This window comes from Stutzerimonas balearica DSM 6083 (genome assembly GCF_000818015.1).
GTDB classification, from domain to species: domain Bacteria; phylum Pseudomonadota; class Gammaproteobacteria; order Pseudomonadales; family Pseudomonadaceae; genus Stutzerimonas; species Stutzerimonas balearica.
On record NZ_CP007511.1, the window covers coordinates 1357667 to 1382543 of the forward strand.

The window sequence follows — 24877 nt, forward strand, 5'->3', positions numbered from 1 at the left end:
GGCGCCGACAGCGCCCATCCCATGACAACGTATTGATCAGCCTACCTGAGGGTCCGCGGACCCGAGCGACCGGAAAACACCGACCATGAGCGAACAACCGCTGAACGAGCATGCCATCCACGAGGAAGAGAACAAGCTGATTGCCCAGCGCAAGGAAAAGCTCGCCGCGCTGCGCGAGAAGCAGCCGATCGTCTTCCCCAACGATTTCCGCCGCGATGCCCTGGCGGGTGATCTGCAGAAGCAGTACGCCGAGGCCGGCAAGGAGGCGCTCGAAGGCCAGCAGATCAAGGTCAGCGTCGCCGGCCGCATCATGCTCAACCGCGGTGCGTTCATCGTCATCCAGGACAGCAGCGGGCGGATCCAGCTCTACGTCAATCGCAAGACCTTGCCGGAAGAGACGCTCGAAGCGATCAAGCACTGGGACATGGGCGACATCGTCGCGGCCGAGGGCACGCTGGCGCGCTCCGGCAAGGGTGATCTGTACGTCGACATGCAGAACGCTCGCCTGTTGACCAAGTCGCTGCGTCCGCTGCCGGACAAGTTCCACGGCCTGACCGACACCGAGCAGCGCTACCGCCAGCGCTACGTCGACCTGATCGTCAACGAGGATGTGCGCCAGACCTTCCGCGTGCGTTCGCAGGTGATCGCGCACATCCGCCGCTTCCTCAACGAGCGCGGTTTCCTCGAAGTGGAAACCCCGATGCTGCAGACCATTCCCGGTGGCGCCGCGGCCAAGCCGTTCGAGACGCACCACAACGCACTGGACATGGCCATGTTCCTGCGCATCGCGCCGGAGCTGTACCTCAAGCGCCTGGTGGTCGGCGGCTTCGAGAAGGTCTTCGAGATCAACCGCAACTTCCGTAACGAAGGCGTCTCGACCCGGCACAACCCCGAGTTCACCATGCTCGAGTTCTACCAGGCCTACGCCGACTACGAAGACAACATGGACCTGACCGAGGCGTTGTTCCGCGAGCTGGCGCAGGCCGTGCTCGGCAGCACCGACGTGCCCTACGGCGACAAGGTGTTTCACTTCGGCGAGCCCTTCGCGCGGCTGTCGGTGCGCGATGCGGTCCTGCAGTACAACCCGGACATCAGCGAGGCCGATCTCGAGAACCTGGAGACCTGCCGCGCGCTGGCGAAGAAGGCCGGTGCCAAGGTCCTCGGCCACGAAGGGCTGGGCAAGCTGCTGGTGATGATTTTCGAGGAAACCGTCGAGCACAAGCTCGAGCAACCGACCTTCATTACCCGTTACCCGTTCGAGGTTTCGCCGCTGGCGCGCCGCAACGACGAGGATCCGAGTGTTACCGATCGCTTCGAGCTGTTCATCGGCGGCCGTGAAATCGCCAATGCCTATTCCGAGCTCAATGACGCCGAGGACCAGGCCGAGCGCTTCCACGCCCAGGTCGCCGAGAAGGATGCGGGTGACGACGAAGCCATGCACTTCGATGCCGACTTCGTCCGTGCGCTGGAATACGGCATGCCGCCGACCGCAGGTGAGGGCATCGGCATCGACCGCCTGGTGATGCTGCTGACCAACTCGCCGTCGATCCGCGACGTGATTCTCTTCCCGCATATGCGCCCAGAGGTCTGAAGCCGGGTACGGGGCGGGGCGCTGGATGCGACCCCTGTCCCGTCGCGGCGCGGCCGGAGTTGCCGGCGGCGGCGTCGGCTCGTATACAGCCTCGATGATGCGCATGAGGAACCACGATGAACACGCGTGACAACCTGGACGACTATCAACGCATCGTGCGCGACCTGTCCGAGCGCATTGTCGTGGCGCAGACGCCGGTGCGGGTGCTCGACGCGGTCAAGTGGGAAGACGACATCCGCCAGCGCTTCTTCCAGGCCAAGGGGCGCGAGCTGCCACCGGTTGACCGTGCCTATTACGAGGCGCGGCCGCTGGCCTACGACTCCAGCGCGAAAAAGCAGGAATTCCAGGACATCGAGCGCGACATCACCCGCCAGCTCGGTCAGTTCAACCCGGTCGGGCAGATCATGCGGCGCATGTGCAAGGAATACCGCATGGTCATCCGCATGCTCGAGGCGCGCGGCACCGCGGACTTCGGCATGATCTCCCAGGAGCTCTACGGCGCGGCCTCCGACGCCTTTCACGCCGGCGACCCGACGCTCGCCGACCTCGGCCTGATGCTCTCGGACTACCTGAACAACATCGCCGACCGCGGCGACCTCAAGGACGAGCCGAAGACGCTCAATGCCCAGCAGGCCGTCGAGCTGCTGCAACGGCGCCTGGATGCGGTGTTCGGCGAAGGCGAGGGGGTGATCCGCGTGTTCGAGTCCGACGGCATCCTCGCCGATGCCGCGGCGGGCGCCGACTACATCAAGATCCGCAGCGACGCGCTGTTCAACGAGCGCGACATCCGCGCGCTGGAAGTGCACGAGGGGCTGGTGCACGTCGGCACCACGCTCAACGGCCAGAACCAGCCGATCTGCACCTTCCTGGCCAAGGGCCCGCCGTCCTCGACGGTGACTCAGGAAGGCCTGGCAATCCTCATGGAGGTGATCGCCTTCGCCTCCTACCCGACGCGCCTGCGCAAGCTGACCAACCGCACCCGGGCGATCCACATGGCCGAGGAGGGCGCTGACTTCCTCGAGGTGTTCGCCTTTTTCCGCGACCAGGGCTACGCCGAGGACGAGTGCTACAGCAATGCCAGCCGGGTGTTCCGTGGCTCGACGCCGGCCGGCCTGCCCTTCACCAAGGACCTGTCCTACCTGAAGGGCTTCATCATGATCTACAACTACATCCAGCTCGCGGTGCGCAAAGGCCGGCTGGAGCAGATCCCGCTGCTGTTCTGCGGCAAGACCACGCTGGAGGACATGCGCACCCTGCGCCAGCTGGTGGACGAGGGCATGGTGGTGCCACCCAAATACCTGCCACCACAATTCCAGGACCTCAATGCGTTGTCGGCCTGGATGTGCTTCTCCAACTTCCTCAACCACCTGAGCCTCGACCGCATCGAAGCCGACTACGCCAACATCCTCTGAGCCGGCCCGGCGCAGCGCACGAATCAATCATCACGCAAGGAAGCGTAACGACATGGAAAACCCCGTCTTCGCCCGCCGCTCCAGCCCGCTGGACCGCACCCTTTCGGCTGGCGCCTACAACCTCGTCATCGGCCTGACCCTCTGCTGGGGTTTCTGGGTCAACTGGTGGATGGTCGGCAACATTCCCGTCGAGTCCATTCGCAGCATCCATCCCTGGCTGTTCTTTGGCGCCTACTTCGCCAGCTGTCTGAGCGGCGCCTGGCTGTTTCATCGTTCCAACCAGCCCTGGGTCAGCTTCCTCGGCTACAACCTGGTGGTGGTGCCGTTCGGCTTGATCGTCAATCTGGTGGTCAGCCGCTATGACGGCGCATTGGTGCATGAGGCGATCCGCATCACCGCGCTGGTGACACTCGGCATGATGGCGCTCGGCGCGCTGTTTCCGCGCTTTTTCGCCAGCATCGCCGGTGCACTGACGGTGGCGCTGCTGCTGGTGATCCTCGTCGAGCTGGTCGAACTGTTCGTCTTCGGCGTTCATCACGGCGTGATCGACTGGATCGTGGTGCTGATCTTCTGCGGCTATGTCGGCGTCGACTGGGGGCGGGCGAACCGGATTCCCAAGACCCTGGACAACGCCATCGACAGCGCCGCCGCGCTCTACATGGACATCATCAACCTGTTCCTGCGTATCCTGCGCATTCTCGGGCGCAAGTAGGCGAGGGCTGGCCGGGCCGCTCCCGCTGCGCCGCAAACCACAGGATCAGGAGCTAGCCGTGGCCAGCCATGAACTCGAATACGAAATCCTCGGGCAATCCGCGCAGAGCGTGGAAATCCTTCTCGACCCCGGCGAGACGGTAATCGCCGAGGCCGGCGCCATGAACTACATGACCGAGGGTGTGCGCTTCGAGGCGCGCCTGGGTGATGGCTCGGCCAGCGGTGTGCTCGGCAAGCTGTGGGGCATGGGCAAGCGCATGCTCACAGGCGAGTCGCTGTTTCTCACCCATTTCAGCAATGAAGGCACCGGCCAGGCGCGGGTCGCTTTTGCCGCGCCGTACCCCGGTACCGTGGTGCCGGTCGATCTCCGCGGGCATGGCGGGCGCCTGACCTGCCAGAAGGACAGCTTTCTTTGCGCCGCCTATGGCACCCGCGTCGGCATCGCGCTGAGCAAGCGTATCGGCGCCGGATTCTTTGGCGGCGAGGGCTTCGTGCTGCAGCGTCTGGAAGGTGACGGCCTGGCGTTCCTGCACGCCGGCGGCACGGTCATTCGCAAGGAGTTGAACAACGAAACGCTGCGCCTGGATACCGGGTGCCTGGTCGCGTTCAGCGAGGGGATCGACTACGACATCCAGCTCGCCGGCGGCCTCAAGAGCATGCTGTTCGGCGGTGAGGGGCTGCTGCTGACCACGTTGCGCGGTACCGGCAGCGTCTGGATCCAGAGCCTGCCGTTCTCGCGCCTGGCCGAACGGGTCTACGAGGCTACGGTGCAGGCACGCGGCGAAACCCGCGCTGGCGGTAGCTGATGCCCGGCTTTGTGCCTGTTACGCTAGCGCTTCTGTTTTTTCCTTCGAGATATCCATGTCCGAACGCAACCCCATTCCACTGATTCTCACCGCTGTCGGCACGGTCGCCCTGACCGTCGGCGTGCTCTGGTACTACGGCTACCTGCACTTCGCCAAACCGCAGGATGCGCTGCTGCTCTCCGACTTCACGATGCTCAAGACCATTCCGGGCGAGGATTACAAGGTGTCGCTGCAGCCGGCCGATCAGGTCGCGCAGTGCATCGATGGCGTGCTCGTGCTGTTCGATACCCAGCAGAAGGGCTTGACCGGCGTGCTGGTGGACAACAAGAAGCGCGCGGTGCGTTGTACCGAGCAGTCGCTGTCTTCGGCGCAACCGGCGCAACCGGCGCAATGAAGCCTGAAATCTGGCGTGGCGACATCACCCGGCTGGAGGTGGACGCCATCGTCAATGCCGCCAACTCCAGCCTGCTCGGCGGTGGCGGCGTGGACGGCGCCATCCATCGCGCGGCCGGGCCGGAACTGGCGCAGTTCTGCCGTGGGCTTGGTGGGTGTGCAGTAGGCGAGGCGAAGCTGACGCCGGGTTTCGCACTGGCCCCGCGGTGCATCATTCATACGGTGGGCCCGGTCTGGCGCGGCGGTACGGCCCACGAGGCCGAGCAGCTGAGCGACTGTTACCGCAACAGCCTGGCGCTGGCCAAGGCGCACGGGGTGGCAAGCATCGCGTTTCCGGCGATCAGTTGCGGCATCTACGGCTATCCAGCCGAGCAGGCGGCTGCCATTGCCGTGCGCGAAGTCTGCACCGGCTTGCGTGGCGGGCTGGTTCAGCGGGCGGTGCTAGTGGCATTCGACCGCGAGATGGAAGAGCTCTACCGGGCCCTGCTCGGTTGAGCAATCTGGGGTGCCGACCCGCCATCAATCGCGCATGAAAAAGGCCCGGAGCGCTGAGCGTGCCGGGCCTTGGTCAGGACGAGATCAGCGCATCGACGAGCGCGGCTCGACCGGCTGATTGTCGTTGGAGATGGTTACCTCGACACGACGATTCATGGCGCGGCCCGATGGGCTGTCGTTGCTCGCCACCGGATAGGCCTCGCCGTAGCCCTGCGAGACGATCCGCTGCGGATCGACACCCATGCGAATGAGCGCCATGCGCACCGCGTCGGCGCGGCGCTCGGACAAGCGCTGGTTATAGCTGTCCGAACCGGTGCTGTCGGTGTAACCCTCGACGATTACATGCCGTTCCTTGTTCTGGTTGAGGAAGTCGGCCAGCTTCTGCACGCTGCGCAACCCGCCGGGTTTCAGCTCGGCGCGGTCGAGGTCGAACAGTACGTCGCCAAAGGTCACCAGGGTGCCGCGCTCGGTCTGCTTGGCCTGCAGATCCTCCTGCAGCTTGCGGATCTGCGCATCGCGTGCCTGCAGGCGCGCTTCGGCGCGCTGGGTCGAGGCCTTTTCCAGATTGCGCTCGGCATCGCGCAGCGCAATGGTCTGTTCGGCGAACTCGATCCGCCGCTTCGCCAAGTAGGCCAGCTGGTCGACCTTGTCTTCGTCGGCGTCCTCCAGATAGGCCTCGTTGGCCTTGTCCAGGGCCTTGCTGGCGTCCTGGGTCTCGAGTGCCGCCAGCTCGGCCGAGCGGGCATCGCTCTGCAGCGAGGAGAAACTCGCGCGGGCTTGTTCCAGGTTCTCGTTGGGTTGCGAAGCGCAGGCCACCAGACCGATGCTCAGCGCCAGCAAGGTAGGGACGGTAACTAGCTTGTGCATGATGGAATCCTCTGGCTGAAAGGTTGAACGGTCAGCGATCACTGCATGCCGCGCATGCTTTCTTCACGCAGTACTTCGATCCCCTCGCGGGCGTCCTCGACGGCTTTCTGCGCCTTGGCGGCACGCGCCTTGCGCTCAGCCACGCGGGCATCCCACTCGGCCTGTTCCGCCAGTTTGCGGGCCTGCTCGTATTCTTCCTTCTGCATCGCCAGTTCAGCCTGTCGCCATTTCTCCTGGGCGGCGCGCATCTCCACCGGGGCGTACTGGGTGCCGCCGGCACTGACCGCTTCGCGCACGGCCGATTCGGTTACGGCGAACTGCTCCTTGGGGGGATTGCCGGCGCAGGCGGTCAGCAGCAGACCGCCGAGGGCGATTGCGGTCAGCTTGGGTAGCTGAAAACGTGAAACGGAATTCTCGACGCTGTTTGTCTTCATGGTCAGTCTCCTACTGGAATTGCCTGACAAAAAAGTGCTGCACGGCTTCGCGGTGCGGTTGTGTCAACCGTTTGCCAAGGCCGGACATAATTTGTGAAAGCAACGGACGCCGATCGTTCAGTTTGATGGCACGTTCCGGCCCTTCGCCGATCAGTCAGGGAGGGCCGGCCTAGAGCGTTTGCCGGGCTGTGCCGGTTCACGAGGAGGGCTGCGACTGCTCCTGTTGCAGGCGGTGCAGGTGCTGGCGTGAGAGCTCGAGGAAACGCGGCGTAGGCCCGATGTCCTCGTAGATCGGATCGCCCTGTTCATCGGTGGCGATGACCTGTGGGCCCGGCACGTAGGGCAGGCTGCTTTCGACAGCTTCAAGCGCTGCACCGACGAGTTCGCCGAGCAAGGTCTCGAGGCCGCGCTTGGGGTACATCTGTGACAGCGCGGCCAGCCGCGCCGCGCTTTCCAGGTCCAGCGCCACGCTGTAGCGCGTGGCGGCCAGGGGGCCGCGCGCTTCGCGTTCCCAGGTACTGACAAGTTCGGAAATCTTCATGTGGGCTCCACGGGCTGGCGAACAAGGGACGCGCCCAGGCAGGCTTGCCAGAGACAGCGCATGCTGGGCACTCTGATGACCGTCTATGTTCAGCGTAGTCCGGCCCCGGTTTTTTCACAGCGCGGCCCGCCTTGCAGGGCGGGCCAGGAGGCGACGATGGCGACGATCGATGCACGTCTGCGCGAGACCGTTCACCTGCTCGGCGAGCTGCTCGGGCGTACCATTCGCGAGCAGCACGGCGACAGCTTTCTCGACAAGATCGAGCGGATTCGCAAGGGCGCCAAAGCCGCCCGGCAGGGGTCGCGCGAGGGCGCTACCCAGCTGGGCGAAACCCTCGACAGCCTTGATGAGAGCGAACTGTTGCCCATGACCCGGGCGTTCAACCAGTTTCTCAACCTGGCCAACATCGCCGAGCAGTACCACCGCGTGCGGCGCCGGCAGGCCGATGAATCCGAGCCCTTCGAGGCGACGGTGCTGCCGGATCTGCTGCAGCGGCTGAAGGCTGCCGGGCATGGCGCCGATTTCATTGCCCGTCAGGTCGGGCGGCTCGAGGTCGAGCTGGTGCTCACCGCGCACCCGACCGAAGTGTCTCGCCGCACCCTGATCCAGAAATACGACGCCATTGCCGCCGAGCTGGCTGCCCGCGACCACACCGACCTGACCGACCGGGAGCTGGCTCAGATCGAGCTGCGCCTGCAACGCCTGATTGCCGAGATCTGGCACACCGAGGAAATCCGGCGCAACCGGCCGACGCCCATCGAAGAGGCCAAGTGGGGCTTCGCTGCGATCGAGAATTCGCTGTGGCAGGCGGTGCCGAACGTGCTGCGTCAGGTCGACGGCGTGCTGTTCGCCGCGACCGGCCTGCACTTGCCACTGGAGGCTGCACCGATCCGCTTCGCCTCGTGGATGGGCGGCGACCGCGATGGCAACCCGAACGTCACCGCGGTCGTTACCCGTGAGGTGCTGCTGTTGGCGCGCTCGGTGGCCGCCGAGCTCTATCTGCGCGACGTCGAGAATCTCATCACGGCTCTGTCGATGCAGGCGGCCAGCGACGAGCTGCTGGCGCAGAGCGGCGAGAGTGCCGAGCCGTATCGCGCCCTGCTCAAACCGTTGCGTGAACGCCTGATGGCAACGCGCGACTGGGCGGCGACCGCTGCAAGTACGGGGCAGCGACCTTCGCCTGCCGTGTTGAACGACACCGACGAGCTACGCAAACCGCTCGAGCTCTGCTATCGCTCACTGCATGCCTGTGGCATGGGCATGATCGCCGACGGTGCGCTGCTCGACTGCCTGCGCCGCACAAGCAGCTTCGGTCTGTCGCTGGTGCGTCTGGACGTACGCCAGGATGCCGCGCGGCATGCCGCCGCGCTGGGTGAAATCACCGAATACCTTGGCCTCGGGCGTTACGACCAGTGGGACGAGGCGCGTCGTCTGGCATTCCTCCAGCAGGAACTCGACAGCCGCCGCCCGCTCTTGCCTTGCAATTTCCGCCCCTCGGGCGAGACGGCAGAGGTGTTGGCGACCTGCCGGGTGGTGGCCGAGGCGCCAGCCACTTCCCTGGGCTCCTACGTGATCTCGATGGCACGTGCGGCCTCGGATGTGCTCGCCGTGCAGTTGCTGCTCAAGGAAACCGGCCTGGAACGGCCGATGCGCGTGGTGCCGTTGTTCGAGACGCTGGACGACCTCAACCACGCGGCGCCGGTGATCGATCGCCTGCTCGGGTTGCATGGCTATCGGCGCCGGCTGCACGGCCCGCAGGAGGTCATGATCGGTTATTCCGACTCGGCCAAGGATGCCGGGACCACGGCCGCAGCCTGGGCACAGTACCGGGCGCAGGAGGAGCTGGTCGAAGTCTGCCGCCAGCATGGCGTCGAGCTGCTGTTGTTCCACGGCCGCGGCGGCACCGTGGGGCGCGGCGGCGGGCCGGCGCACGCGGCGATTCTCTCGCAGCCGCCGGGCTCGGTGGCCGGGCGCTTCCGCACGACCGAGCAGGGCGAGATGATTCGCTTCAAGTTCGGCTTGCCGGACATTGCCGAACAGAACCTCAACCTCTATCTGGCTGCGGTGCTTGAGGCGACCCTGCTGCCGCCACCGATGCCGCGGCCGGACTGGCGCGCGCTGATGGACCGCCTCGCCGACCAGGGCGTGCACGCCTACCGCGACGTGGTCCGCGACCATCCTCAGTTCCTGGCGTATTTCCGCCAGGCCACACCGGAGCAGGAGCTCGGCCGCTTGCCGCTGGGCAGTCGGCCGGCCAAGCGCCGGGAGGGCGGTATCGAAAGCCTGCGGGCCATTCCCTGGATCTTCGCCTGGACGCAGACGCGACTGATGCTGCCGGCGTGGCTCGGTTGGGAGCAGGCATTGAGCGCGGCGCTGGCGAGCGAGGAGGGCGAGCGTCTGCGTACCATGCGCCGCGAGTGGCCATTCTTCTCTACCCGCATCGACATGCTGGAGATGGTGCTGGCCAAGGCCGACGCCGAGGTGGCGCGGCGCTACGACGAGCATCTGGTGGAAGCTTCGCTGCAGCCGCTGGGCGAGCATTTACGTGACCGATTGTCGCAGGCCGTCGAGGTGGTGCTCGAGCTGACCGAGCAGTCCGAGCTGCTTGATCACAGCCCGCAGACGCAGGAGGCGTTCAGCCTGCGCAACACCTACCTGGACCCCTTGCACCTGATGCAGATCGAGCTGCTGGCGCGTTCCCGGCAGCAGCAGAATCCGCCGGAAAGCCCTCTGGAACAGGCTCTGCTGGTGAGCGTCGCCGGCATCGCCGCGGGCCTGCGCAACACGGGGTAGCCGCGGTTCAAGACGGCGCGAGGAGGGCATTTTGCTGGGCTGTGAACCTCGCGCTGCAGCCCGTCGGGCAGGCCGTTAGGCACCGATCGCGGCTATTTTGTGACCGCTTGTGCCCTTTCGGTGCGCTGTGTATCGTGGTCAACCTTTTGTCGCATAGCGGCACACCGGATTCTTTGATTCGTCAGCCGACGTTGCTGGCGACATGCCTTTGTAAATCTTCGAGGACTCATCCATGCGTGTGATTCTGCTGGGAGCGCCCGGTGCCGGAAAAGGCACCCAGGCACGCTTCATCACCGAAAAGTTCGGTATCCCGCAAATTTCCACTGGCGACATGCTGCGGGCAGCGGTCAAGGCGGGTACTCCGCTCGGTCTGCAGGTCAAGGACGTGATGGACAGCGGCGGTCTGGTGTCCGACGAGATCATCATCGCGCTGATCAAGGAGCGCCTGGCCGAGCCCGACTGCGCCAACGGTTTTCTGTTCGACGGTTTCCCGCGCACCATCCCCCAGGCCGAGGCGCTGAAAGCCGCCGGCATCAAGCTCGACCACGTGGTGGAAATTTCCGTGGATGACGAGGAGATCGTCAGCCGCATGTCCGGTCGCCGGGTGCATCCGGCTTCGGGGCGCGTCTACCACACCGAGCACAATCCGCCGAAGGTGGCAGGCAAGGATGACGTGACCGGCGAGGAGCTGATCCAGCGCAAGGACGATGCCGAAGAGACCGTTCGCCACCGCCTTGGCGTGTACCACTCGCAGACCAAGCCGCTGGTGGACTTCTACCAGCAGCTCGCGGCGGTAGAGGGTACGCCCAAGTACAGCCGCATCGAAGGCGTCGGCTCGGTCGAAGAGATCACCGCCAAGGTGCTCGCCGCCCTGAGCTGATCCATCGGTCAGCGTTCGAAACGGCCCGCTTGCGGGCCGTTTTTCGTTGCAGGCCCCGTCTGCAGTCTGCTCGCCGTGCAGGGCTGGGGTACAATCGCCGCCCCTCTCTCCCACCCGGATATTCGCCGATGCCCACGCTGCTGGCCCTGGATACCGCCACCGAAGCCTGTTCCGTTGCCTTGTTGCACGAGGGCCGTACGCTGAGTCGCTACGAGGTGATTCCGCGGCTGCATGCGCAACGCCTGTTGCCGATGGTGCGCGAGGTCATGGACGAGGCGGGGCTGGCGCTCAGCGCGCTGGACGCCATTGCCTTCGGACGTGGCCCGGGCGCTTTCACCGGGGTACGCATCGCCATCGGCGTTGTACAGGGGCTGGCGTTTGCCTTGCAGCGTCCGGTGCTGCCGGTGTCCGACCTGGCCTGCATCGCTCAGCGAGCCTGGCGCGAGCAGGGTGCGCGGCAGGTTGCCGTGGCCATCGATGCGCGCATGGACGAGGTCTACTGGGCCTGCTATCGCGAGCAGGGCGGCGAAATGCAGCTGGCTGGCCTCGAGGCGGTACTACCGCCCGAGCAGGTCGCATTGCCGCGTGAGGCCACCGGCCACTGGTTCGGGGCTGGCACCGGCTGGGGCTATGCCGGGCGCCTGCCGGTGCAGGCCGAGGGGCACGATGCCACGTTGCTGCCCCATGCCCAAGACCTTTTGCAGCTGGCCTCGTTTGCCTGGCAGCGGGGCGAGGCGGTGGACGCCGAGCAGGCTCAGCCGATCTACCTGCGCGACAACGTCGCGACGCCCAAGGCGCACCCTTGAGCGCAGCCATTGTCAAAGCCGGTGCCGCCCGCTAGAGTCGCCGGGCTCTCTCAACAGGTTGCATGATGCGCGTCGCTGGCCTTCCCGTTCCCGCCTACCCTCTTGATCGTTCTGCCCGGCCGGGCAGCGCGCCGGCGGTCTATCGGGATACCCAGGCGCAGACCGAACGCTGGCGCGAGGCCGAGTCTGGCGCAACTCGCAATGACACGCCGCGGCCCGCGCCGGAGCCCAGGCGTAGCGAGGCCGACGCCTTTTCCCTCGAGGTCTATCGCCCGATCCGCTTCGAAGCGCAGCCCGAGCGACCGTTGTCCAGCCGTGCCGCCACGGCACTGGCCAGCTATGCCGTCACCGCGAGTTTCCCCATCGATCCGGATGCGGCCGAGGTGCTCGGCCTCGATCTCTACGCCTGACCGGTGACGCTGCCTTACTTCCTTGGCTGTCCCTCGTGGAATGAGCCCGCCTGGCGCGGCACGCTCTACACGCCAACGCTCGCGGCGGCCGGTTTTCTCGCCCGCTACTGCGAAGTCTTCAATTGCGTGGAGGGAAATACCACGCTTTATGCCTGGCCCTCAGCGGACAAGGTCAGCCGTTGGGCGAGCCAGATGCCGGAAGGGTTTCGCTTCTGCGCCAAGCTGCCCCGCGAGATCAGCCAGGCGGCCGACCTGCGTGACGTGCTGCACTTGGCCGGTGATTTCCTCCGGTTGCTCGCGCCGCTGGGGCGGCGGGTCACGCCGCTCTGGCTGCAACTGCCGGCCAGTTTCGGCCCGCGGCGCATCGCCGAGCTGGCTGTTCTGGCGGATGCGCTGGCCGTGCCGCTGGCCGTCGAGGTGCGTCACCCGGCGTTCTTCGCTCGCGGGGAGGAGGAGCGGGCCCTCAATCGCCTGCTTCATGAGCGCGGCGTGGAGCGTATCTGCCTGGATACGCGGGCCCTGTTCAGCTGTGCGTCGCCGACGCCCGCGGTGCAGCATGCGCAGCGCAAGAAACCGCGCTTGCCTCCACGACCGGCGGCATTCACGGCGGCGCCGCAGGTGCGCTTCGTCGGGCATCCGGACCTGCCGGCCAATGATCCGTTTCTCGCGCCCTGGCTCGACAAGGTGGCGGCGTGGATCGACGAAGGGCGTACGCCCCACGTCTACCTGCATACGCCGGACAACCGGCTGGCGCCGGAGCTGGCCTTGCGGTTCCATGCGGGGCTGGCCGAGCGTCTGCCCGGCTTGCCGCCGCTGCCTTCGCTCGGCGAAGGCGCGCAGCTTTCCCTGATCGACGGCTGATCACGTCTTGTAACCACTGCCGGCAAACTCGCGGCGCCCGCCGTTGCCAACAGAACATGAGCATCGGTCGCGTCGTTTTCTTGTTCTTCGTTCTGCTGGTGGCAGGCCTGGTCTACGCCGTGCGGGCAGGGCACGTGGATATTCCGCCGCGCTGGAACCCCTGGGCGCCGCTGGATCTTCGCGAGCCGCCAAACTGGCTGACGTCGCTGAAGCTGCGCCGTCTGCGCGAGGATCGCGAGCTCTGCGAGCAGGCGCTCGCCACCGCCGAGCTGCGCTACGCAGCCGTACCCGACCGGACACCGGAGCCGCGCTGCCCGATCGAGAATGCCGTGCGCGTGCAGGCCGGCGATGTGCGCTTCAACGGTGCCTTTCTGGCGACCTGTCCGCTGGCGGCCGCCTACGCGCTATTCGAACGTCATGGCCTGCAGCCCGCCGCCCAGGCGGTGTTCGGCCAGCCCGTGACGCAGGTCGATCATTTCGGCAGCTTTGCCTGCCGCAACATCGCGCGCAGCAATCGTCGCAGTCAGCATGCCAGCGCCAATGCTCTGGATCTGGCCGGCTTCCGCCTGGCCGATGGCACGCGTATCACCGTGGCGCGCGACTGGCAGGGCGACGATGCCAAGGCGCGATTCCTGCGCGAGGTTCACGCAGCGGCGTGTCGCACCTTCAATGTCACTCTGGGGCCGGGCTACAACGCGGCGCATCACGACCACTTTCACGTCGACATGGGTGGGTTTGGCGTGTGTCGCTAGCGCATGGCGGCGGGTCGCTCTGGCACAATGAGCGGCTTTCCCGCCCAGGCCGCGATGTCATGACACTGCCGAAGATCCGTATCGAACCGCTTGCGCCTCCGTTTCGTGAAGAAGCCGCCGCCTGGGCGCAGCGGCTCGGGTGCAGTGCGGCCGAGGAGGACGCCGAGTTTGCCCTGCAGGTCGGAGCGGACGGGCTGCAGCTGCAGCTGCTCGGTGAGCAGGCGCCCGGGCCGGTGCGTGTGGATTTCCTCGAGGGCGCGGCTGCGCATCGGCGCCAGTTCGGCGGCGGCAGCGGGCAGATGATCGCCAAGGCCGTGGGCATCCAGCAGGGCATACGGCCAAGCGTGCTCGATGCCACCGCCGGTCTTGGTCGTGATGCTTTTGTGCTTGCGACTCTGGGCTGCTCGGTGACGCTGATCGAGCGTCAGCCGATCATCGCGGCGCTGCTGGCCGATGGCCTTCGGCGTGCCGCTGTCGATGCCGAGGTGGGGGCGATCGTCGCGCGCATGGAGTTGCTCGAAGGCAACGCCATCGAGCGGATGGCTGACTGGCAGAGCGAACCACCCCAGGTGGTCTACCTCGATCCGATGTTTCCCCATCGCGACAAGAGCGCTCTGGTGAAAAAGGAGATGCGCCTGTTCCGCCCCTTCGTCGGCGATGACCTGGACGCACCCGCGCTGCTCGCGGCGGCCCTGGCGCTCGCCAGCCATCGCGTGGTGGTCAAGCGCCCGCGCAAGGCGCCGATCATCGAGGGGGCGAAGCCAGGCTACAGCCTCGAAGGCAAGTCCAGCCGCTACGACATCTACCCGAAAAAGAAGCTGGGTAGCTGATGGCCGCTCAGGCGCCGGCAGCCGGCCGCGTCGCACGCAGGAAGAACGCCACGGCGTCGGCAACCTGAGCCTGTGCCTCGGTCGCGTCCGGCTCGACGTCCTGACCGATCAACAGGCGGAAGTGCAGGCCGCCCTTGATCAGTGAGCAGAAATGCTCGGCGGTGCGCAGCGCGTCGGGCGCATGCAGCAGGCCGCGGGCATGCGCCTGGCCAAACAGCTGCTCGAGATCGTCGATCAGCTGCTGTGGGCCCGCCTCATAAAACAGCCGGACCAGCGCCGGGTTCTGCGTGGCCAGGGCGACCATCACGCGATGCAGGCCGATCGATTCGGGGCTGTTCACCAGCGCCTGAAAGGCCAGGCCGATCTCCAGTAACTGTTCGGCGATCGGGCGCTGCGCGTCGAAACCGAACAGCCGCCGTGGCAGCCGGGTTTCGCAGGTCGATTTAACTGCGGCGCAGAACAGCGCCTCCTTGTCCTTGAAATGGCTGTACAGCGTCAGCTTGGAAACGCCGGCCTCGCTGGCAATCGCCTCCATGCTGCTGCCCTCGTAGCCATTGCCGAGAAAAAGCAGGCGTGCAGCGTTGAGAATGGCCTCGCGCTTGGCGAGGTCCTTCGGCCGGCCGGGGCCGGTAGCGGGGGAATGGCGCTCGATCATGGTTGCTATTAATACTGGACTGGCTGGTACGGCATTTTTACTATACCGGCCAGTATAAGTATTCCCGCCGCCCGTGCGACAGAGCGAGAACCCACCGTGCGCCATTCCTTCCTCACCTTAGCTTCCGCTGTTGCCTTATCTCTTGGTCTTTCCGCTTGCGGCAATGGCGAGCCGGTCGAACAGCCGCCGCGCCCGGTGATGGTCGTCCAGCCGCAGCCGGCCGCGGAGGCCAGTGAGCACTATCCCGGCGAGGTACACGCGCGCTACGAACCGGAGCTGGCGTTCCGCATCGGCGGCAAGGTGGTCGAGCGTCTGGTCGAGGCCGGCGATCGGGTCCGCAAGGACCAGCCGTTGGCACGCCTGGATCCGCAGGACGTGCGCCTGCAACTCGAGGGGGTGCGCGCCCAGCTATCGGCCGCCGAAGCGAACCTGCGGGTGGCCAAGGCCGAATACGATCGCTACAAGGCGCTGCAGGCGCGCCAACTGGTCAGCCAGTCGCAGTTCGACAGTGCCGACAATGCCTATCGCGCCGCCACGGCGCGGCTCAAACAGGCCCGCGCCGAGTACGACGTGGCCAGCAATCAGGTCGACTACGCGGTGTTGCGTGCCAGCAATGACGGCGTCATCGCCCGCCGCAGCATCGAAGTCGGGCAGGTCGTGGCGGCCGGGCAGGCCGCGTTCGTGCTGGCGGCAGATGGCGAACGGGAAGTGGCGATCAGCGTGCCGGAGCAGACACTCGAGCGCTACCGCATCGGCCAGGCCGTCGAAGTCGAACTCTGGTCTTTACCGGGGCAGCGCTTTGCCGGCCATATCCGCGAGTTGTCGCCGGCCGCCGATCCCGGTTCGCGTACCTATTCGGCCCGCGTGGCCTTCGATCAGGCCGATGTGCCGGCCGAGCTGGGTCAGAGCGCCCGGGTGACTATCGTGCGCGACGAAGCGGTGCCGCTGGCGGTGCCGCTTTCGGCCGTGAGTGCGGAAAGGGGGCAGGCGTTCGTCTGGCGTTTGACCGCCGACAACCGCGTGGCTCGGGCGCCGGTACGCACCGGGCCGTTCGGCGAGCGCCTGGTGCCGGTCCTCGAAGGTCTCGGCGCGGATGACTGGGTCGTGCTGGCTGGCGTACAGCTGCTCGAGGAAGGGCAGGAGGTTCGCCCGGTCGACCGTAACAACCGCCCCGTCGAGCCAGGCCGCCAGGAGTAAGTCGCGATGCGCTTCAACCTTTCCGCCTGGGCGCTGCAGCACCGCCAACTGGTCGTCTATCTGATGCTGCTGGTTGCGGTCGTCGGTGCGCTGTCCTACAGCCGGCTCGGCCAGAGCGAGGACCCGCCGTTCACCTTCAAGGCCATGGTGATCCAGACGCAATGGCCAGGGGCCACCGCCGAGGAAGTCTCGCGGCAGGTCACCGAACGGATCGAGAAGAAGCTGATGGAGACCGGCGAGTACGAGCGCATCGTCTCGTTCTCGCGGCCTGGCGAGTCGAACGTGACCTTCATGGCGCGCGACTCGATGCGCTCGAAGGACATTCCGGAGCTGTGGTACCAGATTCGCAAGAAGATCGGTGACATCCGGCATACCTTGCCGCCGGGCGTCATCGGTCCGTTCTTCAATGACGAGTTCGGCACCACATTCGGCAATATCTATGCGCTGACCGGGCCGGGCTTCGATTACGCGGTGCTCAAGGATTACGCCGACCGCATCCAGTTGCAGCTGCAGCGGGTCGCCAACGTCGGCAAGGTCGAGCTGATCGGCCTGCAGGACGAGAAAATCTGGATCGAGCTTTCCAACGTCAAGCTCGCCACCTTGGGCGTGCCGCTGGATGCAGTGCGCCAGGCGCTGGAAGCGCAGAACGCGGTGAGCGCCACGGGCTTCGTCGAAACCATCAGCGACCGCGTGCAGCTGCGCGTGACCGGCAGTTTCGAGACGGTCGAGCAGATCCGCGATTTTCCGATCCGTGTCGGCGGGCGCACGTTCCGCATCGGCGACGTGGCCGAGGTACATCGCGGGTTCAACGATCCGCCGGCGCCGCGCATGCGCTTCATGGGCGAGCCAGCGCTCGGTATCGCGGTTTCGATGAAGAGCGGTGGTGACATCCTCATGCTCGGCGAGGCGCTGCAGGCGGAGTTCGCCCGGTTGCAGCAGGAGCTGCCCGCCGGCATGCAGCTGGACAAGGTGTCGGACCAGCCGGCGGCGGTGAAGACCAGTGTCGGCGAGTTCGTCAAGGTGCTGGTCGAGGCGCTCGCCATCGTGCTGCTGGTGAGCTTCTTCTCCCTCGGCCTGCGCACCGGCCTGGTGGTTGCCCTGTCGATTCCGCTGGTACTGGCGATGACCTTCACGGCGATGCACTACTTCGGCATCGGCCTGCACAAGATTTCGCTCGGTGCACTGGTGCTCGCGCTCGGCCTGCTGGTCGACGACGCCATCATCGCGGTGGAAATGATGGCGATAAAGATGGAGCAGGGCTTCGATCGGCTGAAGGCGGCCAGCTACGCCTGGACCAGTACGGCTTTTCCGATGCTGACCGGTACGCTGATCACGGCGGCTGGCTTCCTGCCGATCGCCACGGCCAATTCCAGCACCGGCGAGTACACCCGTTCGATCTTCCAGGTGGTGACCATCGCACTCGTCGCGTCCTGGGTCGCCGCGGTGATGTTCGTTCCGTTGCTCGGTGAACGCCTGCTGCCGGACATGGCGGCCAAGGCAGCGCGCAAGCACGGAGAGGGCGAGGATCTGCACGACCCTTACGCCACGCCCTTCTACCGCCGCGTGCGAGGCATCGTGGCCGCTTGCGTGCGCCGCCGCAAGACAGTGATTGCGCTGACGCTGGTGGCCTTCGTCGCTTCGATCGGTCTGTTCCGGCTGGTGCCGCAGCAGTTCTTCCCGGCCTCGGGGCGCCTGGAGCTGATGGTCGACCTGAAGCTAACCGAGGGCGCCTCGCTCAAGGCCACCGAGGCCGAGGTGCAGCGTCTCGAAGCGTTGCTGAAGGACCGCGTCGGCATCGACAACTACGTGGCCTACGTCGGTACCGGCTCGCCGCGCTTCTACCTGCCGCTGGACCAGCAGTTGCCAGCAACGAGTTTCGCCCAGTTCGTCGTGCTCACCGACAGCGTCGAGTCGCGCGAAGCGCTGCGCAGCTGGCTGATCGAACGCTTGCGCGAGGATTTCAGCAACCTGCGCGGTCGCGTCACGCGGCTGGAGAATGGCCCGCCAGTGGGCTATCCGGTGCAGTTTCGGGTCACCGGTGAGCACATCGATGTGGTCCGTGCGCTGGCGCGCAAGGTGGCCGCGCGGGTCCGGCAGAACCCGCACGTGGTCAACGTGCATCTGGACTGGCAGGAGCCGAGCAAGGTGGTCTGGCTGAACGTCGATCAGGACCGCGCCCGCGCCCTGGGCGTGAGCACGGCCGAGCTCTCGGCTTTCCTGCGGCGCACCTTTGTCGGCAGCAGCGTCAGCCAGTTCCGCGAGGACAACGAGCTGATCGAGATCCTCTTGCGCGGGACCGACCAGGAGCGCAGCGATCTGTCGCTGCTGCCGAGCCTGGCGATTCCCACGCAAAGCGGCCGCAGCGTGGCGCTGTCGCAGGTGGCGACATTAGAGTACGGATTCGAGGAGGGCGTGATCTGGCACCGCAGCCGGTTGCCGACGGTCACCGTGCGCGCCGATATCTACGACGAGCAGCAGCCGGCGACGCTGGTCGCGCAGATTTCACCGACGCTCGACGACATCCGTGCCGAGCTGCCCAGTGGCTACCTGCTGGAGATCGGAGGCACCGTCGAGGACTCGCAGCGCGGACAGAAATCGGTAAACGCCGGCCTGCCGCTGTTCGCCATCGTGGTGATGACCTTGCTGATGGTGCAGCTCAGAAGCTTCTCGCGCTCGACCATGGTGTTTCTCACCGCCCCGCTCGGGCTGATCGGCGTGACGCTGTTCCTGCTGGTGTTCCGCCAGCCATTCGGTTTTGTCGCCATGCTCGGCACTATCGCGCTGTCGGGCATGATCATGCGCAACTCGGTGATTCTGGTCGATCAGATCGAGCAGGACATCGGCGCCGGGCATGACCGCTTCAACGCCATCATCGATGCCACCGTGCGGCGCTTCCGGCCCATCGTGCTGACAGCGCTGGCCTCGGTGCTGGCGATGATCCCGCTGTCGCGCAGCATCTTCTTCGGCCCCATGGCGGTGGCGATCATGGGCGGGCTGGTGGTGGCCACGGCGCTCACGCTGCTGTTCCTGCCGGCGCTCTATGCGGCCTGGTTCAGGGTTCGCGAAGGGGAGCGCTAGCCCGGCCGGGCGCTAGACCCCGCCGCCGCGCGGCGGGTCAGAGGCCGGCTGCAGCCAATAGCTGCTCGGCGGCAACCTTGGCCTCGCGCGCCTGATCGCCGGGGCCCTCCATGTGCGCCATGGTCAGTGCGCCCTCGAGCAGGTATTGCAGTTGGCGCGCCAGCGAGCGCGGCTGTGCGGCGTGCATCCGTTCCAACAGGTCGTGCAGGTAGCTCTGCAGCTCCGCCTTGTAGGCCGCTGCGCAGCGATGGATCGGGTGGTCGTGCTCGTGGTACTCCGAGGCGGCATTGAGAAACAGGCAGCCGCAGAACGACTCGCGTTCGATCATGGCGTGCAGGCCGTCGAACAGCGCCAGCAGCGCTTCGCGTGGCGGCAACGCCGCGGCACGCTGGTGCAGGCGCTCGAGTATGACGCGGTGCCGTTCCTGCAGGACGGCAAGAATGAGTTCGTCCTTGGACTTGAAGTGCTTGTACAGCGTCATCTTCGCCACCCCGGACTCGCTCAGGATCCGGTCGATGCCCGTGGCGTGATAACCCTCGCGGTAGAACAGCTGCTCGGCCGTCCCCAGCAGTTGTTCGCGTTTGTTCGTGGCCATGGATGTCTCCTTATGCGCGCCATTATGCGCGGCGCCCGGATCCGCTCCAACGGACGCAGCATGCGAAACTGGATATTGCGATATACAGACAGGTCTGTCTATTATCGGTTCACAGTTTCTTCGAGGGCAGCGCGATGAACCGCCAACACAGCACCTGGCCCGGCGCCGGGCGCGATGACCAACAGGCCGGGCCGCGGGCCGCCGGGCGAAGAGGGTGCGGACAGATGCCAGGCCAACTGCTCTGGCTCGTTCTGCTGATGGCGGTGCTGGGGCAGGCCAGTGCCGATCCGTTGCGCTTCAGCCTGATCGAGACCGCCCGTAGCACGGGAACGGGTGAGTTCCGCTTGAACCGCAGTGGCTGGGCCGAGCCCGAGACGGTCAGCCATGTGGTCGTATTGATCGAGCACGCGGATGCGCGGCTCTTGTTCGGTACCGGCCTCGGGCGGCAGGTCGATGCGCAAATGGCGGCAGAGTTGCCCTGGAGGCCCAGGCGCTACGCAAGGGTGTGGCCGGTTCGCGACCAGCTCGAACGTGCCGGTATCGCCGTGGAGCGCATCCTGTTGTCATCCCCGCGCTGGGATCAGGCCTCCGGGCTGGCGGACTTCCCGGAGCTTCCCGTGCTGGCCAGCCGAGCCAGCCTCGACTATCTGGGCCGCGCGACGCCGCCCGCAGTGTTGCCCAGTCAGTTTCGCCACGCGGTGAACTGGACAGTGCTGGCATTCGACGACGGCCCCTTCGATGGCTACGCCATGAGCGCCGACCTGTTTGGCGACGGCTCGGTGGTGCTGGTGCCGCTGGCTGAGCACGGCGCACTCGGGTTGTTCCTCACCGTCGCGGATGGCCGCCGCTTTTTCTTTTCCGGCGACACGCTCGGCCGGGACACGCCAGCGGATGAGGCGGGCGGCCGCTCCGGGCTTCGCCTGCAGGCCGCCGCCGGCCTCTACCCGCGATGGGTCGAATGAGGGTTTGCCGGCGACGATCGCGCGCCCTATGGTGCGTCATGCAGGCGGACATCCCGGCCCGCCGTGGCATGTGAGGACGAGATGAGACTGCCGATTTTTCAGGTCGATGCCTTTACCACTGAACGCTTCAAAGGCAATCCGGCCGCCGTGGTACCGCTGGAGCGCTGGCTGGCCGACGAGTGCATGCAGGCGATCGCTGCGGAGAACAACCTGTCCGAAACCGCATTCTTCGTGCGCGAGGCGGATGGCGCGTTTCATATCCGCTGGTTCTCGCCGCTGACCGAGATCGACTTCTGTGGCCACGCGACGCTGGCAAGCGCGTTCGTCATCCTCGAGCAGGCGCTGGCCGTGGCGCCACTGACCTTCCGCGCCGCCGCGGTGGGCGATATCCAGGTCACTCGTCGCAGCGACGGCCTCTTGGAAATGAGCTTTCCGAACCGCGCGCCCGAAGCGATCGCACAGCCGCCGCAGGCGTTGCTCGAGGCGCTCGACGTCGTGCCCGAGCGGATCCTGCGCAATGCCCAGGCGTGGTTCGCCGTCTACGCCAATGAAAGTCAGGTGCGCAGCCTTAAACCGGACCTGCAGGCGCTCAAGGCTTTCGCGCCGCTCGATCTGGTGGTGACCGCCCCCGGGGACCGGCACGACTTCGCCTCACGCTATTTCTGGCCGGCCAATGGCGGGGATGAAGATCCGGTGACCGGCTCCATTCATGCCGGCCTGGCGCCGTACTGGGCCGAACGCCTGGGCAAGCGCTCGCTGATCGCGCTGCAGGCCTCGGCCCGCAGCGGGCAGCTCTACTGCCGCGTGGATGACGCGCGGGTGCACGTTGCTGGCGCTGCGGTGTTGTATCTGCAGGGCAGCATCGAAATCTGACCGCGGCCACTCGCCGCTCCGCCGGCATCCCCCGGGGCGGCGCTTGTGGCGCATAATGCGCGCCGCCAGAACCCGCGCAAGGAATCCAGCCGATGGTCGTCTTCGAAATCCAGCCGATGAGTGCCGAGCGTTATCGGCAGCAGACGAGGCGCAGCACGCTGATCGTCACCGCCACCTTTGCCGCGCTGGCGATGCTGCTGGCGGCGCTGGCCGTGCTGTTGTTCGGTGAACCGGGTGGCGACAACCTGCGCTGGAACGTCATCGGCGTGGCCCTGGGTTTGGTGCTGACCGTGCTGCTGGTGCGCCGGGTGTTCTGGGCACAGGCGTGGATGGCGGCTGCGGTCTATGGCTGGCGCCTCAAGCGCAGCTTGATGAGCGTCACCAACGTCATGCACCACGTCAAGGCAGGGGTGGCGGCGAATGACGAGCAGGCGATGAAGCTGCTGCGTTTCTATCATCTGGGCGTGACGCAGATGCATCAGCTCGACGGCAACCTGACCGCGCTCAGCGACATGGTCCGCGAGATCGACGCACACCGTGAGGCCATGCAGGCGCTGGGGCTGGATGTCGAGCAGAGCGCCTTGGACGATAGCTGGCTGGCGGCCGTGAAGCAGATTCCCGCCAAGCGCTGAGCGGAATACCTATCGATCGATTTGATGTGTTTGTGCTGATAATCGCGAACAAAGCTTTGTCTGACTGATAGATCATGCCTCCATCGCGGATCGACCCGTACGGTCCGCCACTGGAGGGCAGCATGATCGAACACCGTCCCCGCGCCGACCTCGGCGCCGCCAACCACGGTTGGCTGGATACCCGCCATCACTTCTCCTTCGCGGACTACCACGACCCGGCGCGCCAGCGCTGGGGCAAGCTGCGCGTCTGGAACGATGACAGCATCGCGCCGCAGGCAGGCTTCCCGCCGCACCCGCATCGCGACATGGAGATCATCACCTATGTTCGCCAGGGCGCGATCACGCACGAAGACAGCCTCGGCAACCGCGGCCGCACCGTCGCCGGGGACGTGCAGGTCATGAGCGCCGGCACGGGCATCGTGCACAGCGAGTTCAATCTGGAGGACGAAGAAACTCGTCTGTTCCAGATCTGGATCTTTCCGGAGCGTTCGGGCCTGCCGCCGTCGTGGGGAACACGGCCCTTTCCGGCTGGTGAGCGTGCCGGTGCCTTCGTCACCCTTGCCAGCGGTCTGCCGGGCGATGATGACGCCTTGCCGATTCGCGCCGATGCGCGGCTGGCGGCCGCCACGCTGGCGGCCGGGCAGAGCGCCAGCTATTCCATAGAGAGCGGCCGCAAGGTGTACCTGGTGCCGGCCAGCGGGCGCGTCCGGGTCAACGGCGTCACTGCGGCGGCCGGTGACGGGCTGGCGATACGTGACGAGGCGCAGCTGCTGGTCGAGGCGCTGGAAGATAGCGAGATCGTGCTGGTCGACGCCGGCTGAGCCGCTCGCGCGAGGGGAACGACCGACGCCGGGCGGTTTTCAAAACCCGGCATCCGCAAGCTGACTTATCCCGACAGAGGAACCACACCGATGGCAAAGATTCTCGTGCTCTACCATTCCATGTACGGCCACATCGAGACCATGGCCAATGCCGTGGCCGAAGGCGCTCGCGGCGTCTCCGACGCCGAGGTGACTATCAAGCGAGTTCCGGAAACCATGCCCGAGGAAGCATTCGAGAAGGCCGGTGGCAAGGTCGATCAGGCCGCGCCGGTGGCCAGCCCGGCAGAGCTGGCCGACTATGACGCGATCATCTTCGGTACCCCGACCCGCTTCGGCAACATGTCGGGACAGATGCGCAACTTCCTCGATCAGACCGGCGGCCTCTGGGCGCAAGGCAAGCTGCACGGCAAGGTCGCCAGCGTGTTCACCTCCACGGGCACCGGTGGCGGCCAGGAGATGACCATCACCTCGACCTGGACCACCCTGGCGCACCACGGGATGATCCTCGTGCCGACCGGCTACGGCATCCCCGAGTTCGCCGACATCTCCGAGGTCAACGGCGGCACGCCCTACGGCGCCTCGACGATTGCCGGTGGCGACGGCTCACGCCAGCCATCGGAAAAGGAACTGACCATGGCCCGTTACCAGGGCGAGCTGGTCGCCAAGGTCGCCCAGAAACTCAAGGGTTGAGGGGCCGGCAGGGCGGCTCGACAGCTGTCCGAGCCGCCTTGCCGCGTCTATAGCCAACCCCCCTCGGCGCGGTTCGGTGAGCGTATCGAGCCGGTTCGGCCTGCGGCGTGGCACTGCGTCAGTGCCGGTGCTCGCTGCCGTCGGCATGCCGATGGATTTCGCCGGCCTGCGGAGCCTCGAGCCCGGCGGGTGTCGGCTCGCTGGCGGGTGCGGCGTGATGCTGGTCGCTGTGGTCGTGCATGCCCGACTCGCCGCCGCCATGCTGATGGCCCCCGCTCGCCGCCACCAGGTCGCGGTACTGCTGCGCGTCGAGGCCTGGCATCTGTTCGAGAAAGGCGACCAACCCCCAGATGTAGTCGTCACCCATGCTTTGGCCCCAGGCCGGCATTCCGCTGGCCTTGATGCCGTGCTTGATGATCCAGAACGCCCGCGCCGGATCGCCACCATGGCCGTGCGCGGCCAGGTTTGGCGGCGCCGGATAGAGGCTTGCGCTCAGCTCGGTTTCGCTCAGGCCCGGCGCCAGGTGGCAGCCGACGCACATGGCCTGGTAGTTGCCCGCCCCGGAGCGAATCAGCGCCTGGTCGTCGAGCGCCGGCACTTCGATGTCGTGCGCACGCCGGGCGATCGAGCGCTCACGAACGATTTCCAGCACCGCCTCGACCGCTGCCGAGTGCGGTGCGTCGGCGGCGACGTTGATGGCGCCCGAATACACGGTCGCGGCTGCGGCGATGGCCAGTGCGGCGGCGGCCAGTGTCAGGGTCTTGATTGCTGTATTCATGCGTCAGGCTTTAT

Annotated in this window: 26 protein-coding genes; 20 read left to right on the forward strand and 6 right to left on the reverse strand. The window is 66.2% G+C overall.

Features of this window, described 5'->3' with window-relative positions:
- Positions 1-85: 85 nt before the first annotated feature.
- The 6 genes from lysS (at position 86) to CL52_RS06175 (ending at position 5408) form a co-directional block, all read left to right on the forward strand.
- Positions 86-1591 carry a lysine--tRNA ligase gene (gene lysS / locus CL52_RS06150; RefSeq protein WP_041107098.1) on the forward strand — a complete coding sequence of 502 codons (1506 nt, stop codon included), beginning with the start codon at positions 86-88 and terminating at the stop codon, positions 1589-1591.
- A gap of 116 nt (positions 1592-1707) precedes the next feature.
- Entirely contained in the window at positions 1708-3003 is a 1296-nt protein-coding gene (locus CL52_RS06155) for a flavohemoglobin expression-modulating QEGLA motif protein (protein ID WP_041107095.1), read from the forward strand.
- Positions 3004-3055: 52 nt separating this feature from the next.
- Positions 3056-3715 (forward strand): Bax inhibitor-1 family protein, encoded by a 660-nt coding sequence (locus tag CL52_RS06160; protein ID WP_043219130.1) that lies wholly within the window; start codon positions 3056-3058, stop codon positions 3713-3715.
- A 58-nt stretch (positions 3716-3773) separates the two neighbouring features.
- Positions 3774-4520 carry a TIGR00266 family protein gene (locus CL52_RS06165; RefSeq protein WP_043219131.1) on the forward strand — a complete coding sequence of 249 codons (747 nt, stop codon included), beginning with the start codon at positions 3774-3776 and terminating at the stop codon, positions 4518-4520.
- A gap of 55 nt (positions 4521-4575) precedes the next feature.
- Positions 4576-4914, forward strand: a complete 339-nt coding sequence (locus CL52_RS06170) for a PA3694 family proteiin (RefSeq protein ID WP_043219133.1) — start codon at positions 4576-4578, stop codon at positions 4912-4914.
- Complete coding sequence (locus CL52_RS06175; protein WP_043219134.1) at positions 4911-5408, forward strand: O-acetyl-ADP-ribose deacetylase; 498 nt, start codon at positions 4911-4913, stop codon at positions 5406-5408. Before CL52_RS06170 ends, CL52_RS06175 begins: the two co-directional genes overlap by 4 nt.
- Positions 5409-5492: 84 nt before the next feature.
- Here CL52_RS06175 and lptF read toward each other — a convergent pair whose 3' ends face one another.
- From lptF to CL52_RS06190, 3 genes are all read right to left on the reverse strand, one after another.
- Positions 5493-6275 carry a lipotoxin F family OmpA-related lipoprotein LptF gene (gene lptF, locus CL52_RS06180; protein ID WP_041107088.1) on the reverse strand — a complete coding sequence of 261 codons (783 nt, stop codon included), beginning with the start codon at positions 6273-6275 and terminating at the stop codon, positions 5493-5495.
- A 38-nt stretch (positions 6276-6313) separates the two neighbouring features.
- Positions 6314-6709 carry a DUF4398 domain-containing protein gene (locus CL52_RS06185; protein ID WP_041107086.1) on the reverse strand — a complete coding sequence of 132 codons (396 nt, stop codon included), beginning with the start codon at positions 6707-6709 and terminating at the stop codon, positions 6314-6316.
- Positions 6710-6905: 196 nt separating this feature from the next.
- On the reverse strand, positions 6906-7250 hold the full coding sequence (locus CL52_RS06190; RefSeq protein ID WP_041107084.1) for a pilin assembly protein: 345 nt from the start codon (positions 7248-7250) through the stop codon (positions 6906-6908).
- 156 nt (positions 7251-7406) lie between these two features.
- Between CL52_RS06190 and ppc the strand changes: the two genes are divergently transcribed.
- From ppc to CL52_RS06225, 7 genes are all read left to right on the forward strand, one after another.
- The gene (gene ppc / locus CL52_RS06195) at positions 7407-10043 is read left to right on the forward strand and encodes a phosphoenolpyruvate carboxylase (protein ID WP_043219137.1); all 2637 of its coding nucleotides are present in this window, start codon (positions 7407-7409) and stop codon (positions 10041-10043) included.
- 232 nt (positions 10044-10275) lie between these two features.
- Entirely contained in the window at positions 10276-10923 is a 648-nt protein-coding gene (gene adk, locus CL52_RS06200; RefSeq protein WP_041107080.1) for an adenylate kinase, read from the forward strand.
- 128 nt (positions 10924-11051) lie between these two features.
- Positions 11052-11729, forward strand: a complete 678-nt coding sequence (gene tsaB, locus CL52_RS06205) for a tRNA (adenosine(37)-N6)-threonylcarbamoyltransferase complex dimerization subunit type 1 TsaB (protein ID WP_043219138.1) — start codon at positions 11052-11054, stop codon at positions 11727-11729.
- 65 nt (positions 11730-11794) lie between these two features.
- Complete coding sequence (locus CL52_RS06210) at positions 11795-12139, forward strand: hypothetical protein (protein ID WP_041107559.1); 345 nt, start codon at positions 11795-11797, stop codon at positions 12137-12139.
- Positions 12140-12142: 3 nt separating this feature from the next.
- Complete coding sequence (locus tag CL52_RS06215) at positions 12143-13000, forward strand: DUF72 domain-containing protein (RefSeq protein WP_041107076.1); 858 nt, start codon at positions 12143-12145, stop codon at positions 12998-13000.
- Positions 13001-13056: 56 nt separating this feature from the next.
- The gene (locus CL52_RS06220) at positions 13057-13752 is read left to right on the forward strand and encodes an extensin-like domain-containing protein (RefSeq protein ID WP_041107074.1); all 696 of its coding nucleotides are present in this window, start codon (positions 13057-13059) and stop codon (positions 13750-13752) included.
- A 59-nt stretch (positions 13753-13811) separates the two neighbouring features.
- The gene (locus CL52_RS06225; RefSeq protein ID WP_043219139.1) at positions 13812-14582 is read left to right on the forward strand and encodes a class I SAM-dependent methyltransferase; all 771 of its coding nucleotides are present in this window, start codon (positions 13812-13814) and stop codon (positions 14580-14582) included.
- Positions 14583-14589: 7 nt separating this feature from the next.
- On the opposite strand, the gene CL52_RS06230 is transcribed toward CL52_RS06225, so the two are convergent.
- Positions 14590-15237, reverse strand: coding sequence for a TetR/AcrR family transcriptional regulator (locus CL52_RS06230; RefSeq protein ID WP_043219141.1), 648 nt, complete (start codon positions 15235-15237; stop codon positions 14590-14592).
- A gap of 96 nt (positions 15238-15333) precedes the next feature.
- On the opposite strand from CL52_RS06230, the gene CL52_RS06235 reads away from it, so the two are divergent.
- Together CL52_RS06235 and CL52_RS06240 are read left to right on the forward strand one after the other, a co-directional pair.
- Positions 15334-16434 carry an efflux RND transporter periplasmic adaptor subunit gene (locus tag CL52_RS06235; protein ID WP_043219142.1) on the forward strand — a complete coding sequence of 367 codons (1101 nt, stop codon included), beginning with the start codon at positions 15334-15336 and terminating at the stop codon, positions 16432-16434.
- Between the two features lie 6 nt (positions 16435-16440).
- A complete protein-coding gene (locus tag CL52_RS06240; RefSeq protein ID WP_043219143.1) occupies positions 16441-19512 on the forward strand; it encodes an efflux RND transporter permease subunit in 3072 nt (1023 codons plus the stop codon).
- A 37-nt stretch (positions 19513-19549) separates the two neighbouring features.
- On the opposite strand, the gene CL52_RS06245 is transcribed toward CL52_RS06240, so the two are convergent.
- Positions 19550-20107 carry a TetR/AcrR family transcriptional regulator gene (locus tag CL52_RS06245; RefSeq protein ID WP_043219145.1) on the reverse strand — a complete coding sequence of 186 codons (558 nt, stop codon included), beginning with the start codon at positions 20105-20107 and terminating at the stop codon, positions 19550-19552.
- 224 nt (positions 20108-20331) lie between these two features.
- Here CL52_RS06245 and CL52_RS06250 point away from each other — a divergent pair, with 224 nt between their 5' ends.
- The 5 genes from CL52_RS06250 to wrbA all read left to right on the forward strand — a co-directional run bounded on the left by CL52_RS06250 (position 20332) and on the right by wrbA (position 24085).
- Positions 20332-21069, forward strand: coding sequence for an MBL fold metallo-hydrolase (locus tag CL52_RS06250; RefSeq protein WP_043219147.1), 738 nt, complete (start codon positions 20332-20334; stop codon positions 21067-21069).
- 93 nt (positions 21070-21162) lie between these two features.
- Entirely contained in the window at positions 21163-21942 is a 780-nt protein-coding gene (locus CL52_RS06255; protein ID WP_199861601.1) for a PhzF family phenazine biosynthesis protein, read from the forward strand.
- A 92-nt stretch (positions 21943-22034) separates the two neighbouring features.
- Positions 22035-22574 carry a DUF3087 family protein gene (locus tag CL52_RS06260; RefSeq protein ID WP_041107060.1) on the forward strand — a complete coding sequence of 180 codons (540 nt, stop codon included), beginning with the start codon at positions 22035-22037 and terminating at the stop codon, positions 22572-22574.
- A gap of 122 nt (positions 22575-22696) precedes the next feature.
- The gene (locus CL52_RS06265; RefSeq protein ID WP_041107058.1) at positions 22697-23395 is read left to right on the forward strand and encodes a pirin family protein; all 699 of its coding nucleotides are present in this window, start codon (positions 22697-22699) and stop codon (positions 23393-23395) included.
- Positions 23396-23485: 90 nt separating this feature from the next.
- Positions 23486-24085 (forward strand): NAD(P)H:quinone oxidoreductase, encoded by a 600-nt coding sequence (gene wrbA, locus CL52_RS06270; RefSeq protein WP_041107057.1) that lies wholly within the window; start codon positions 23486-23488, stop codon positions 24083-24085.
- Positions 24086-24203: 118 nt separating this feature from the next.
- On the opposite strand, the gene CL52_RS06275 is transcribed toward wrbA, so the two are convergent.
- Positions 24204-24863 carry a c-type cytochrome gene (locus CL52_RS06275; protein ID WP_043219149.1) on the reverse strand — a complete coding sequence of 220 codons (660 nt, stop codon included), beginning with the start codon at positions 24861-24863 and terminating at the stop codon, positions 24204-24206.
- Between the last annotated feature and the right edge of the window lie 14 nt (positions 24864-24877).

Excerpts from the sequence above, each read along its gene's own strand:
- CL52_RS06170 (WP_043219133.1), top strand. The coding sequence starts at position 4,576 with ATGTCCGAACGCAACCCCATTCCACTGATTCTCACCGCTGTCGGCACG.
- CL52_RS06265 (WP_041107058.1), top strand. The coding sequence starts at position 22,697 with ATGATCGAACACCGTCCCCGCGCCGACCTCGGCGCCGCCAACCACGGT.
- CL52_RS06240 (WP_043219143.1), top strand. The coding sequence starts at position 16,441 with ATGCGCTTCAACCTTTCCGCCTGGGCGCTGCAGCACCGCCAACTGGTC.
- adk (WP_041107080.1), top strand. The coding sequence starts at position 10,276 with ATGCGTGTGATTCTGCTGGGAGCGCCCGGTGCCGGAAAAGGCACCCAG.
- CL52_RS06160 (WP_043219130.1), top strand. The coding sequence starts at position 3,056 with ATGGAAAACCCCGTCTTCGCCCGCCGCTCCAGCCCGCTGGACCGCACC.
- CL52_RS06175 (WP_043219134.1), top strand. The coding sequence starts at position 4,911 with ATGAAGCCTGAAATCTGGCGTGGCGACATCACCCGGCTGGAGGTGGAC.
- wrbA (WP_041107057.1), top strand. The coding sequence starts at position 23,486 with ATGGCAAAGATTCTCGTGCTCTACCATTCCATGTACGGCCACATCGAG.
- ppc (WP_043219137.1), top strand. The coding sequence starts at position 7,407 with ATGGCGACGATCGATGCACGTCTGCGCGAGACCGTTCACCTGCTCGGC.
- CL52_RS06220 (WP_041107074.1), top strand. The coding sequence starts at position 13,057 with ATGAGCATCGGTCGCGTCGTTTTCTTGTTCTTCGTTCTGCTGGTGGCA.
- CL52_RS06275 (WP_043219149.1), bottom strand. The coding sequence starts at position 24,863 with ATGAATACAGCAATCAAGACCCTGACACTGGCCGCCGCCGCACTGGCC.
- lptF (WP_041107088.1), bottom strand. The coding sequence starts at position 6,275 with ATGCACAAGCTAGTTACCGTCCCTACCTTGCTGGCGCTGAGCATCGGT.
- lysS (WP_041107098.1), top strand. The coding sequence starts at position 86 with ATGAGCGAACAACCGCTGAACGAGCATGCCATCCACGAGGAAGAGAAC.
- CL52_RS06245 (WP_043219145.1), bottom strand. The coding sequence starts at position 20,107 with ATGGCCACGAACAAACGCGAACAACTGCTGGGGACGGCCGAGCAGCTG.
- CL52_RS06155 (WP_041107095.1), top strand. The coding sequence starts at position 1,708 with ATGAACACGCGTGACAACCTGGACGACTATCAACGCATCGTGCGCGAC.
- CL52_RS06185 (WP_041107086.1), bottom strand. The coding sequence starts at position 6,709 with ATGAAGACAAACAGCGTCGAGAATTCCGTTTCACGTTTTCAGCTACCC.
- CL52_RS06225 (WP_043219139.1), top strand. The coding sequence starts at position 13,812 with ATGACACTGCCGAAGATCCGTATCGAACCGCTTGCGCCTCCGTTTCGT.
- CL52_RS06210 (WP_041107559.1), top strand. The coding sequence starts at position 11,795 with ATGCGCGTCGCTGGCCTTCCCGTTCCCGCCTACCCTCTTGATCGTTCT.
- CL52_RS06260 (WP_041107060.1), top strand. The coding sequence starts at position 22,035 with ATGGTCGTCTTCGAAATCCAGCCGATGAGTGCCGAGCGTTATCGGCAG.
- tsaB (WP_043219138.1), top strand. The coding sequence starts at position 11,052 with ATGCCCACGCTGCTGGCCCTGGATACCGCCACCGAAGCCTGTTCCGTT.
- CL52_RS06190 (WP_041107084.1), bottom strand. The coding sequence starts at position 7,250 with ATGAAGATTTCCGAACTTGTCAGTACCTGGGAACGCGAAGCGCGCGGC.
- CL52_RS06250 (WP_043219147.1), top strand. The coding sequence starts at position 20,332 with ATGCCAGGCCAACTGCTCTGGCTCGTTCTGCTGATGGCGGTGCTGGGG.
- CL52_RS06230 (WP_043219141.1), bottom strand. The coding sequence starts at position 15,237 with ATGATCGAGCGCCATTCCCCCGCTACCGGCCCCGGCCGGCCGAAGGAC.